The sequence below is a fragment of the Shewanella saliphila genome, from assembly GCF_014648295.1.
GTDB lineage: Bacteria > Pseudomonadota > Gammaproteobacteria > Enterobacterales > Shewanellaceae > Shewanella > Shewanella saliphila.
This window is the reverse complement of sequence record NZ_BMQV01000023.1, coordinates 1-12,495: the sequence shown is the minus strand read 5'-3', so window position 1 is coordinate 12,495 and position 12,495 is coordinate 1. Positions and strand designations below refer to the sequence as shown.

At 43.3% G+C, this 12,495-nt stretch carries 9 protein-coding genes; 1 reads left to right on the top strand and 8 read right to left on the bottom strand.

The annotated features are described in order from the left end of the window. Positions 1-6 precede the first annotated feature (6 nt). The 5 genes from crcB to lrp form a co-directional block, all read right to left on the bottom strand. Positions 7-381, bottom strand: coding sequence for a fluoride efflux transporter CrcB (crcB, locus tag IEY48_RS11865; protein ID WP_188920564.1), 375 nt, complete (start codon positions 379-381; stop codon positions 7-9). Further along, positions 374-1,705 carry a replication-associated recombination protein A gene (locus IEY48_RS11860; protein ID WP_188920562.1) on the bottom strand — a complete coding sequence of 444 codons (1,332 nt, stop codon included), beginning with the start codon at positions 1,703-1,705 and terminating at the stop codon, positions 374-376. The genes crcB and IEY48_RS11860 overlap by 8 nt, the downstream gene beginning before the upstream one ends. Before the next feature lie 8 nt (positions 1,706-1,713). Next, a complete protein-coding gene (gene lolA, locus IEY48_RS11855; protein ID WP_188920560.1) occupies positions 1,714-2,358 on the bottom strand; it encodes an outer membrane lipoprotein periplasmic chaperone LolA in 645 nt (214 codons plus the stop codon). A gap of 8 nt (positions 2,359-2,366) precedes the next feature. Continuing rightward, positions 2,367-5,024, bottom strand: coding sequence for a DNA translocase FtsK (locus IEY48_RS11850; protein WP_188920558.1), 2,658 nt, complete (start codon positions 5,022-5,024; stop codon positions 2,367-2,369). 286 nt (positions 5,025-5,310) lie between these two features. Beyond that, on the bottom strand, positions 5,311-5,808 hold the full coding sequence (gene lrp, locus IEY48_RS11845; protein WP_188920555.1) for a leucine-responsive transcriptional regulator Lrp: 498 nt from the start codon (positions 5,806-5,808) through the stop codon (positions 5,311-5,313). Positions 5,809-5,986: 178 nt separating this feature from the next. On the opposite strand from lrp, the gene ald reads away from it, so the two are divergent. Next, on the top strand, positions 5,987-7,102 hold the full coding sequence (gene ald, locus IEY48_RS11840; RefSeq protein WP_188920553.1) for an alanine dehydrogenase: 1,116 nt from the start codon (positions 5,987-5,989) through the stop codon (positions 7,100-7,102). 91 nt (positions 7,103-7,193) lie between these two features. On the opposite strand, the gene IEY48_RS11835 is transcribed toward ald, so the two are convergent. The 3 genes from IEY48_RS11835 to IEY48_RS11825 form a co-directional block, all read right to left on the bottom strand. After that, positions 7,194-9,452 (bottom strand): bifunctional diguanylate cyclase/phosphodiesterase, encoded by a 2,259-nt coding sequence (locus tag IEY48_RS11835; protein ID WP_188920551.1) that lies wholly within the window; start codon positions 9,450-9,452, stop codon positions 7,194-7,196. A 203-nt stretch (positions 9,453-9,655) separates the two neighbouring features. Beyond that, positions 9,656-10,870 carry an RsmB/NOP family class I SAM-dependent RNA methyltransferase gene (locus IEY48_RS11830; RefSeq protein WP_188920549.1) on the bottom strand — a complete coding sequence of 405 codons (1,215 nt, stop codon included), beginning with the start codon at positions 10,868-10,870 and terminating at the stop codon, positions 9,656-9,658. Positions 10,871-10,996: 126 nt separating this feature from the next. Then, entirely contained in the window at positions 10,997-12,265 is a 1,269-nt protein-coding gene (locus IEY48_RS11825; protein ID WP_188920548.1) for a sugar MFS transporter, read from the bottom strand. Positions 12,266-12,495: the final 230 nt, after the last annotated feature.

Here is a 12,495-nt window from a genome sequence, read left to right as displayed (position 1 = left end):
TTTTAGTTAAACGCGAGAAAATACAAGTTGTTGACCGATGTACACCATAAAAAGACACAAGGTGACATTCAACAACACATTTAAAACAGCCTTATGCCAAAGGCCGTCTTGGATCAGCAATAAAGTTTCATTTGAGAAAGTCGAAAACGTGGTTAACGCACCTAACAAGCCAACGCCAATTAGGGCTTTAATTTCAGGGCTAACATGGCTCAGCTGACCAAGCGCATAAACTACGCCCATTAAAAACGATCCCAATAAATTGACTAACAGTGTACCAAAAGGAAAACTGCTTCCAAATAGCTGGATCATAAATATTGACAGAAGATAGCGCAAAACTGCACCAATTGACCCGCCAAGCGCCACAAGCAACACATTAGTCATAGCGTTTGACCTCACTTTGTCGGTCAAGCTCGTTGAGCTGGGCGAGTTTATCTTGAATGCGCTTCTCAAAACCACGGTTAGTCGGCTGATAAAATTGGCTGTGCTTGAGTGATTCGGGAAAGTAGTTTTCGCCGGGGGCAAATGCACCCGGTTCGTTATGGGCATAGCGGTATTCTTTACCAAAGCCAATTTCTTTCATCAGTTTGGTTGGCGCATTGCGTAGATGATTAGGTACGGGTTCATGACCTGTTTGTTTAGCTAACTCTCGTGCGGCGCCAAATGCACTGTAAACGGCATTACTTTTAGGCGCACTGGCTAAATACAGTATGGCTTGAGCAATGGCGCGTTCACCTTCTGCAGGGCCAATGCGGTGATAACATTCCCAGGCATTGAGCGCTACGGTCATGGCAACAGGGTCTGCGTTGCCGATGTCTTCTGAGGCAATGGCCAATAAACGTCTGGCAACATAGAGTGCATCACCGCCGCCTTCTAAAATCCGGCAAAACCAGTAAAGTGCAGCATCAGGCGCGGAGCCTCGTACTGATTTATGCACAGCAGAGATTAAATCATAAAACTGATCGCCATTTTTGTCGTAACCTGCCGCTTGATGGCCTGCGACTTGAGTGAGCATCTCTGTTGTAAACTCACCGCCATCGCTAACTAAATCACTCATAAGCTCAAGTAAGTTTAGGGCTTTACGAGCATCACCTTCACTAATATCGGCAAGTTGCTGGGCAACGTCGTCTGGCAAGATTAACTGACGTTTACCTAAACCTCGCTCAACATCATTAAGCGCCTGCGTAACGATTAAATGGATCTCATCGGACGTTAAGCGGTTTATCAGGTAAACCCGCGCCCGTGACAATAGCGCATTGTTGATTTCAAATGAGGGATTTTCGGTTGTCGCACCAATAAAGATAACAGTGCCGTCTTCAATAAACGGTAAAAAGGCATCTTGCTGGCTTTTATTAAAGCGATGGACTTCGTCGACAAATAATAAGGTGCGTTGGCCACGACTTTGGGCAATGGCTTTGGCTTGCTCAATGGCGGCGCGAATGTCTTTTACACCCGAAGTGACCGCAGAGATGCGTTCAACATGGGCGTTAGCATAATGCGCAATCAGTTCTGCTAAGGTGGTTTTGCCGGTACCCGGTGGGCCCCACAATAACATGGAGTGGGCGCGATTAGCCTCTAGCGCTTTACGCAGCGGCTGGCCTTCGCCAAGCAAATGAGCTTGGCCAATGTATTCACTGATCTCCCTTGGCCGCATACGTGCTGCCAAAGGACGAAAATCTGGAGCAAAATCAAAACCTAAATTAGCCATGCCACCACTTAATTTGCTTGTTTTAAACGTTGGTCATCGATATCAACGTTGTCAGGGATGGCAAATTTGAACAAGTCACCTTCTGCAGGTAATACTGCGCGCTGAGCAGACAGTTGAAATTGGCTTAGGTTACCTTGTTCGTCCGTTAAGTTAAATTGGGTAAGTTTGCTGTCGTTAAAGCACACGCTCACGGCAACAACACTGCTGTTTAACTGTTTAGGCTGAATATCAAAACAATTTGATTGTGCTTTGTTTTGACGCTTCATTACGGAATATTTATTCCAAGTTTCATCGTCGCGGTGTACCAATAACGCCATTGGCGATGCGTCAACTGCTTGTGATACATCCATTACGGTGACTTCTTCAGCAAACGGATTAAATACCCATAAATTAGTGCCATCAGCCACAATAAGCGATTCATCAGGCTCAGTTAAGTGCCAATAAAATTGATTTGGATAAGCCAGAGCAAACACACCATTACCACTTTGAATAGGCTTTTTATTGATGTCGGTCACTTGCTGAGTAAAGGTGGCATGTAAGTTGTCTATTTTAGCTAACTTAGTGCGTAATTCAGTGGCATCGTCTGCATATGAAACGGCTGACAACATACTGGTTGATAATAATAAGCCTAATACTGTAATACGTTTTTTCATCATTATTCCTATTGGCTTCTTGGTGGTGGCGGAGCCAGCACCTCACGGTTACCGTTGTGGCCTTGTGCACTCACAATACCTTGACCTTCCATCATTTCAATAATGCGGGCGGCTCGGTTATAACCAATCTTAAATTTACGTTGAACGCTTGAAATAGAGCCTCTGCGAGTTTCAGTGACAAACGCCACGGCATCATCATAAAGCGCATCATATTCTTCTTCGGTATCTGAGGTTTCACCCGGCAGCAATACTTGCTCACCTTCTGACACCCCATTTAAAATTTCATCAATATATTGTGGCTGACCACGTTCACACCAATCGGCCACGACTTTATGCACTTCATGATCGTCAATAAATGCGCCGTGGACCCGGTTAGGCACACTAGTACCAGGCGGCAAGTACAACATGTCACCCATGCCTAATAAGGTCTCTGCACCTTGTTGGTCTAAAATAGTACGCGAGTCGATACGTGATGACACCTGAAACGCAATGCGGGTTGGGATGTTGGCTTTAATCAAGCCGGTGATCACATCTACCGATGGGCGCTGCGTGGCTAAAATTAAGTGAATGCCAGCAGCACGCGCTTTTTGAGCAATACGGGCAATAAGCTCTTCTACTTTTTTACCGACAATCATGATCATGTCGGCAAACTCATCAACCACCACCACAATTGATGGCAGCTTTTCTAATGGCGGCGCTTCATCTAGCATGCTCTCAGATGACTTCCATAATGGGTCGGGTATGTATTCCCCTTTGGCCGCCGCTTCTTTAATTTTGTAGTTGTACCCTTTTAAATTACGTACGCCTAATGCCGACATTAATTTGTAACGACGTTCCATTTCGCCAACACACCAGCGTAGTGCATTAGCCGCTTCTTTCATGTCGGTGACCACTTCACACAATAAGTGCGGAATCCCCTCATACACCGACAACTCAAGCATTTTAGGGTCAATCATAATAAAGCGTACATCATCAGGACCAGACTTATAGAGCAAGCTGGTGATCATCGCGTTAACCCCAACAGACTTACCTGAGCCTGTCGTACCTGCTACTAATAAGTGCGGCATTTTACCTAAATCAACCACAACGGGTTCACCGGCGATGTCTTGACCAAGTACCATAGATAGCGTCGATTTACTGTCGTTAAATGCGGCGCTGTCTAACACATCGCGCATAAACACGGTTTCACGGAATTTATTGGGTAATTCAATACCAACATAGGCTTTACCCGGGATAACTTCGACCACTCGCACGTTTTCTGCCAGCAATGAACGCGCCAAATCTTTAGCAAGGTTACTGATTTTTGATGCTTTAACACCGGGTGCCAGTTCAAGCTCAAAACGGGTAATGACAGGGCCCGGGAACACCCCGACGACATTGGCAATGATATTAAAATCGGCCAATTTGGTTTCAACCAGTCTTGCAACTTGATCAAGCTCTTCTTCGCTTATTGGGTTTTTCTTACGATCGGGTACATCAAGCAAGGTGATACTGGGTAATGGATCCATTTTGCGTTTTTCTTGTGGCGCTTGACCATCAATCACCACTAAACCATCTACAATTTTGGCTTCTTTCTTCGGTTGCTGCTGCGCAACCAGTGCACCACTCGAATGCGGTTTTTCAAATGCGCCAGCAAATGGGTCTGCTGTCTCACCATCGATTTCTCGGTCAATGTCGCGATCATCATTGGTATTAAAGCTCACATCATCGTCATCTTTGCTCGCCACCCAAGGCGCGAATGACGGCTCGTCGTCTTCAAGTTTGATGGACGGTTCTTGACGATCGTCAGTGTCTAATTCGTCATCATCGATTTCACGGGGTTCAAACACATCAACCACTTTCGGTTTACGGCTAAAGAAACGGCGCTTTTTCTCTACCACAGGGGCAATATCGTCATCTTCAGGGTCGGCTTGAAATGCAACAGTCTCTTTTAATGGCTGCGGCACGATTTTGTCATTGCTTTCTAATGGAGCTTGATCGTCTAGTTCTTCACGGCGCTGTTTAAATTTGTCGACCAACGACATAAAGCCTTTGGTGTCTTCGGTTTCGCGCTCACGTTTAAATAAGCTGGGTAAATTCCACACACGTTTAACACACCAAATGGCGCCAAAGCCTGTAAGCTCAATAATAGTGAGCCAACTAATGCCCGTGGCTAAGGTAAACCCTGCGCAAATAAAGCACATCAACAATAATGTGGTGCCTAAGGTATTAAAATAAGGCAACATGGCTTGGCCGATGACATCTCCGGCAACACCACCGGCTGAAAACACAAACATGTTGTCGGCATTCATACTGACTAATGCCGCAAGGGCCAAAAGCATCAACATAAAGCCAATAATGCGTAAACCTACTGAAAAATAATCGATTTCAAAAATACGATGGGCACGATTGAAAATAAACCAACCGGTAGTGGCAATAATCACAGGGATTAAGAATGCGATAAAACCAAAAAAATAAAACAGCACATCTGCCGTCCAAGCACCTACAGCACCTGTCCAGTTATGAATTTCACCTTGAAAATGCGACTGACTCCACCCCGGATCATTGGGATTAAAACTCGATAGCGCCAATAGAATGTAGGTTGCAACCATGCAACAAAGAATTAAACCACCTTCAAGCAAGCGTTGTAAGCCGCTGAGTGTTTTTAGACTATTTTCCTGAGTCAAACGAAAACATCCATAAAAGAGTGAAAAATAAGGGTTAAGATAACAGAATATCACTGTATTTGCAGTGATTATGCACCTTGATTTACTGAAGCTCAATGGATTGTGATGGCGAATTAATCCAGTCAATCAAAAGCGATATTGATAATGATAAAACGGCTGTGTTAATCGACAAAATTAATCTCTAATGAAACAACAAAACCACATTAATTAGTGGCTCTGTTTTTCATCGTGATACGGCAAAGCACATTCAGCAAACAGGTAAAACCACTTACTCCTTAAGATAGGGTTATCCTAAGTTATATAGCGCCACTTTATTGGTTTGCTTTACTTCTTCCATCACCACATATGTACGAGTATCTGACACTGAAGGTAGCTTCAGCAAGGTTTCACCTAATAATCGTCGATAAGCAGACATATCTGACACTCTAGTCTTCAATAAGTAGTCGAAATCACCAGAAACTAAGTGACATTCCTGAATATCATCTAATAGCTGTACAGCACGATTAAAGCGATCAAAAATGTCTGGAGTGTCCCTATTTAGAGTGATTTCAACGAAAACCAGCAAGGATGCACCTAAAAAGTGTGGATTAACTAGCGCGGTATAACCATTTATAAACCCTTGTTTTTCAAGCCTTTTAACTCTTTCCAGACACGGAGTTGGGCTTAAGCCAACTCGTTTTGACAATTCGACGTTAGAAATTCTGCCGTCTATTTGGAGTTCATGAAGAATATTACGATCAATGCGGTCTAAATCTTTAATTGAGAAGCTTTTGTTGTTTGCCATACATTTAACCTTGTTTTGTCCCTAAAACAATATTTAAACCTCTTAAAGGGGAATCTTTAGCAGCATAATCTGCTTAACCAGCACTATACTAGAGTTCCCTGAAATAAGCACGTTCAGGTCACAATTAATAACAACTATACCCACTTAAAGTGGGTTTTTTATAAATCGAGGCTTTAAGATGATTATTGGTGTACCTACAGAAATCAAAAACCACGAATACCGTGTAGGCATGGTACCGTCAAGCGTACGCGAATTGACCATTAAAGGTCATGACGTTTATGTTCAAGCTGACGCAGGTGTGGGGATCGGTTTTACCGATCAAGATTATATTGATGCTGGCGCTTCGATTTTAGCTACTGCGGCTGACGTATTTGCCAAAGCTGAAATGATTGTGAAAGTAAAAGAGCCATTAGCTGTTGAGCGTGCAATGCTACGCGAAGACCAAATCCTATTCACTTATTTACACCTTGCACCTGATTTAGCGCAAACCAATGACTTAATTGCCAGTGGTTCAGTGTGTATCGCTTACGAAACCGTAACCGATGACCGTGGTGGTTTACCGCTACTTGCGCCTATGTCAGAAGTCGCTGGCCGTATGTCTATTCAAGCGGGTGCACGTGCACTTGAAAAATCACTTGGTGGACGCGGTATGTTATTAGGCGGCGTACCAGGGGTTGAACCGGCTAAAGTGGTGATTATTGGCGGTGGCATGGTAGGCACTAACGCAGCACAAATGGCTGTGGGTATGGGTGCTGATGTGGTTGTGTTAGACCGTAGCATCGATGCATTGCGTCGTCTTAATGTTCAATTTGGTTCTGCTGTTAAAGCCATTTATTCAACTGCGGATGCTATTGAACGCCACGTACTTGAAGCTGATCTTGTGATTGGCGGTGTATTAGTACCCGGTGCTGCAGCGCCAAAATTAATCACCAAAGAATTAGTTAAGCGCATGAAACCAGGTAGTGCCATTGTTGACGTTGCTATCGACCAAGGCGGTTGTGTTGAAACCTCTTACGCAACCACTCACCAAGAGCCAACTTATATTGTTGATGACGTTGTACATTATTGTGTTGCTAACATGCCTGGTGCTGTTGCGCGTACATCGACATTTGCATTAAACAATGCCACGCTTCCTTATATCATCAAGCTAGCTAACCAAGGTTACAAACAAGCATTATTAAATGACAAGCATTTATTAAATGGCTTAAATGTTATCCATGGTAAATTAGTATGTAAAGAAGTCGCTGAAGCATTAAGCCTTGAGTTTACTGAACCAAAGAGCATGCTTAACTAATCTCACTCGAGATCATTGAGCAACTGTTTGTTTCAATAAAATGCCGCATTAAATGCGGCATTTTTTATGAATAAACAACCATTTTTTCCAGTTAATTTAATTGTGCTTGTTTGGCTAGTAGCTCAAAAAAGGCTTCTTCCGGCATAGGTTTATAAAAGTAATATCCCTGCACGGCCTCAATATCTTGTTGTTTAATAAAGTCCAATTCGTTCTGGGTTTCAACCCCTTCAGCCACAATCGATAAATCTAAAGCGCGGCTCATACTAACAATCGCTTCAATGAGTGCTTCGTGTCGGGTGCCTGAAGAAATCTTTTGAATAAATGCTTTATCAATCTTAACCTGGTCCACTGGGAAGTTGGCTAAATAAGATAATGACGAATAACCGGTACCAAAATCATCCACTGAAATCTGCATGCCACGTCGACGAAGTTCAATCAGCAACTGACTAATACTGTCTTGTTGTTTCATCATTAACGATTCGGTGATTTCAAGCGTCAACAAGTGATAAGGTAATTTTTCCTGCCCTAATTCAGCTTGTTTATTGTCAAAGTAAGTTAAAAATCGTTGTTGTAAATCATCGGTCCAAAACTCAATGGTCGACACATTAATAGCCAACGGCACCGCGAGTTTTTTACTTTGTAATTGCTTTAATGCAGTCAAGGCTTCGGTCCTGACCCATTCACCAATATGCACAATAAACCCAGATTCTTCAGCAATTGGAATAAACTCATCTGGCGAGATAAATTGACCGTTATATTGCCAACGTAATAACACTTCCGCTTTAACAATTTTACCTGTATTCGGATTAACAATAGGTTGGTAGTACAAGGCAAATTCTTTACGACTAATGGCCGACTTTAAATGCAGGTGTAACTCAGCATTTCGCTCTGCATCTTTTTGAATTTGCTGATTAAAAAACTGGAAACCATCACGACCACGTGATTTAGCATTATACATTGCCTGGGTGGCGCAATTGAGTATCTGCTCCACTTTATTAGCATCTTCGGGGTAGCGCGCAATACCAGCACTGATGGTTAATTTAAGATGTTGACCACCAACCGAGAAAGGATTGTCGAGTACCGCAGTAACCTCATTAACCATATCGACTAACGATTCTGTGGTCATTTGACCGGGCAACACTAACGCAAACTCATCGGCGGCAATGCGAGACAGCAATACATTTTCAGGGATTGCGCTCACTAAGCGTTTAGTGACCAGTTTTAACACTAAGTCACCTTTGTCATGGCCTAGCGTATCGTTAATTTGTTTAAAGTGGTCAATGTCTATCAAAATCAAGCTAAAAGCTTGTTCGCCTTCAGGATGAATGTCGTTTGACTCAACCATGGTTTGCAGGCTGTGAAACAAATGTTTACGGTTGGTTAAACCGGTTAGCTGATCATAATTGGTTTGAAAATGAATGGTGTTCTCAGCATTTTTTCTGGCGGAAATATCATTGATAAGCCAGGCAAAACAATTTTGCTGGGTAAATGAGTCGCGAATAACTGCAACAGTTAACGAAATATCAATAATGTCATTATCGGTCCGTAAACCTCTAAGCTCACCGTGCCAAGCATGGCCACGAGATAAATGCTCAAATAAGTCATCTACAAGCTCTTTGGGCGAATGACTTAAAAAACGCTGCACATCAAATAACTTAAGGTTGGCATAGTAAGTTGAGGTTAACGATTTAAACACGGGGTTTGCAGAAAGCACCGAGTTGTCTTCACTGGTAATAACGAGCGCCAAAGGCAAACTGTTAAAAATTTTACTGCTTAAACGTTGAACGTGCATACCGCGACTACGTTCAATGGCCAGGCTTGCTAAACGGGCCGCCTCTTGAATAAGGATTAAATCTTGCTCTGTGGGCGCTTTTTGGGTGTCATAATACATTCCAAAAGTGCCAAGCACTTTATTTTCACTGTCTTTAATCGGCTCAGACCAGCACGCTTTTAAACCACAGCCAATAAGGATCTCTTTATATTGCAGCCAATTAGAATGGGTATCCATGTCTTCGACTATCACACGTTCGCCTAAAAAAGCCGCCGCACCACATGAACCCACTTCGGGGCCAATTTCGACACCGTTAATGGCTTGGTTATAGGCGTCAGGTAAATTGGGCGCAGCACCAGACAATAAGCGTTTGCCATCTTCACTGAGCAACAGTATTGATGCTTTAGTGCCAATCTTTTGCGCTTCAATCAGTAATACCAAGGCATGAAGCATTTCACCTAATGGGCGTCCCTCTAAAACCATATTCAAGATAGTGCTATAACGCTCTACACTTGACTCATGGTAGCTTTCTGGCAATGTTTTTGGGTCAACGTTATTGATATTGTGTCCTATGTCCATATTGCCTCGTAATTGTAGAACAGACTTACAATTCGACTCACGAATATGTTAACAAGATTATGCATTTATAGTACTTTTATCAATGCATAATTGATTTTATATAATATTAAAATCTAAAAAATAGTGTTCATTTAAATGCAGATACAAAAACAGCGCTAATAAATAGCGCTGTTAATCAATTGTTAAGTATAGATTGCATTAAGCTATTCGGCAATGCGTTCCATCTTAGCAAGATAAAAACCGTCGAAGCCGCGCTCTGACACTAAAATATTTTCATCTTCTAATAAAGTAAACTGCGGGTTTTCAGCTAAAAAAGCGTCCACTTGCTGACGGTTTTCTTCTGGCATAATTGAACACGTTGCGTAAATGAGCATACCGCCCACTTTGACCATGCGGCTATAGCTTTGCAATATATGTTTTTGCAATTCAATTAACACAGGCAAGCGCTCTGGTGTATCACGCCATTTTGAATCGGGGTTACGTTTTAGTACACCTAAACCTGAACAAGGCACATCGAGTAATACTCGGTCGGCACTGAGCTTTAAGCGTTTGATGGTTTTAGAGCTGGCAATAATGCGGGTTTCAACATTATGTGCACCAGCACGTTTTGCGCGGGCTTTTAGATTGTCGAGTTTCCACTGCTCAACATCCATCGCTAATAAGCGGCCTTTACCTTGCATTTGAGCTGCAATATGCAGCGTTTTACCACCCGCACCAGCGCAGGCATCAACCACACGCATGCCAGGTTTAGCGCCTACTGCGTCGGCCACTAATTGCGAGCCGGCATCTTGTTGCTCAAACCAGCCATCTTTAAAAGCATCGGTACGAAACAGTGCAGAATCTGAGGTCACCTCAACTGCTGAGGCAACATCTGGCAATGCAACGGCTGTTACGCCCTCTTTTTGCAAACGTGCAATCAGCTTTTCACGATCGCACTTAAGCTCATTTACACGCAAATAACGCTTAGGTTGCTCAGCTAATGCGGCGCGTTCTGCCGGCCACTTATCGCCTAATTGGGTTTGCCCTAGCTCGTTTAGCCATTCTGGACATCCATCCCACAACACAGGATCGGCTTTGGCTTTTTCAAGGTTGGCATCAAAAGAAGCTTGTTCGATTTGCAACGAATACTGCATTTTAGGCAAATCAAGACCATGAAATACATGCCAACCATTAAGCAGTTTTGACCCCTGACGATCAAACTCATCTGGAGTTATATCCACTAAAAAACAATACAGATTAAGTCGACGTAAGATATCGCCAGTAACTTGGGTGATCCGCGCTTGCTCTGATGGATTAAGTGATAAACCAGAAAAGTGCTCTGAATAAGCTCGGTCTAATGGTTTTCCTCGGGTTAACACCATCGTCAGTACGTTTAATACTAATTCAGATGAACTGCCAGACAGCGGGTAAGTTAACATGGGCTCTCTCATAAAATGACAATCAGTGTAAAAACGTGCCGATCATAGGGATTAAGCCCGCTGATAGCAAGAAAAAGCGACCCGAAGGTCGCTTAGTGTGTATGGCAATGAAACTGATATCACCAATTACATTTTTGACCCTTTCGCGCCGTAGAACAAAATAAAGCCATAACACACGACCGGTAAAATAAACGCTAGTTGCAAACCCATGGTGTCTGCCATTACGCCTTGTAATAACGGCACAATGGCGCCCCCCACAATGGCTAAACATAAAATGCCACTGCCTTGTGAAGTGTGAGGCCCTAAACCGCGTAGTGCTAAGCTGAAAATAGTCGGGAACATAATAGAATTGAATAATCCCACGGCTAGAATTGACCACATCGCTACTGCGCCGCTGCTGCTCATTGCTATCAAAACAAGTATCGCTGCCACTAACGCATTAAAGGCTAACATGGTACCCGCTGGAATTTTTTGCATTACCGCTGAGCCAATAAAGCGGCCTACCATTGCCCCGCCCCAGTAATAGGTTATGTATTTAGCCGCGTCAGCTTCTTTTAAGCCGGCAATATGTTCTTCGCCTAAAAAGTTAACTAAAAAACTACCGATTGACACTTCTGCGCCCACATAAACAAAGATACCCACTGCGCCCAAGACCAAGTGAGTGCTCTGCCATGCGCTGGTTTTTCCGTTATGGGTAACAATGCCATTGTTGTCTGACACTTCATTGTGCTCAGCAATGGTCGGTAAGTTTAGTTTGGCAAAGATTAATGCCAATAACCCCAGCATGCCAGCCAAAATAAGGTATGGCAGTTTAACCACTTCCGCTTCAGCTTGTGCATGGCTTAGGCCTTCAACTGCGCCACTTGCCACAGATAAAATCAAAACAGCACCAAAATAAGGAGCGACCGTAGTACCTAACGCATTAAACGCCTGGGTAAGGTTTAAGCGGCTTGATGCTGTTTCAACGCTACCTAATGCATTGACATAAGGGTTAGCGGCAACTTGTAAAATAGTAATACCTGATGCCAATACAAACAGCGCGCCTAAAAATAGGCCGTATGTGGCCAGCGCAGCGGCAGGATAAAACAATAAACAGCCTAAACAGGCGATTAATAATCCACATACTATGCCTTTTTGATAACCCATCTTTTTAACTAACTTACCGGCCGGCAATGACACTAAAAAGTAAGCACCAAAAAAGCAGAATTGGATCAGCATGGCTTCGGTATAGTTAAGCGAGAACACCGCTTTTAAATGCGGAATTAAAATGTCGTTTAAGCAGGTGATAAACCCCCACATAAAAAACAACGATGTTAATGACACCAGAGCAAAACGGTAATTACCGCTACCTCTCTCTGTTGTGGTGTGTTGTGTACTTTGCATTGTTGAAGCCATAATTGGTCTCTTCTCGTTAGTTATTGTTATTTCGTTTTTTTGCTTTTAAATTTCAATCTGATGACATAAAGGCCCATACAACTCAAGAGGATAGCCTTGAGATCAATCGAGTAGGGTGAGGCGTCACCGCCCCATCCCTCTCACAGAACCGTACGTACGGACCTCGTATACGGCTCATGCATACTTCCATTCAGCATAGTTGCTGAACACATACCCTGTCCTATCATGCG

Excerpts from the sequence above, each read along its gene's own strand:
- crcB (WP_188920564.1), bottom strand. The coding sequence starts at position 381 with ATGACTAATGTGTTGCTTGTGGCGCTTGGCGGGTCAATTGGTGCAGTT.
- IEY48_RS11860 (WP_188920562.1), bottom strand. The coding sequence starts at position 1,705 with ATGGCTAATTTAGGTTTTGATTTTGCTCCAGATTTTCGTCCTTTGGCA.
- lolA (WP_188920560.1), bottom strand. The coding sequence starts at position 2,358 with ATGAAAAAACGTATTACAGTATTAGGCTTATTATTATCAACCAGTATG.
- lrp (WP_188920555.1), bottom strand. The coding sequence starts at position 5,808 with ATGGCAAACAACAAAAGCTTCTCAATTAAAGATTTAGACCGCATTGAT.
- ald (WP_188920553.1), top strand. The coding sequence starts at position 5,987 with ATGATTATTGGTGTACCTACAGAAATCAAAAACCACGAATACCGTGTA.
- IEY48_RS11835 (WP_188920551.1), bottom strand. The coding sequence starts at position 9,452 with ATGGACATAGGACACAATATCAATAACGTTGACCCAAAAACATTGCCA.
- IEY48_RS11830 (WP_188920549.1), bottom strand. The coding sequence starts at position 10,870 with ATGTTAACTTACCCGCTGTCTGGCAGTTCATCTGAATTAGTATTAAAC.
- IEY48_RS11825 (WP_188920548.1), bottom strand. The coding sequence starts at position 12,265 with ATGGCTTCAACAATGCAAAGTACACAACACACCACAACAGAGAGAGGT.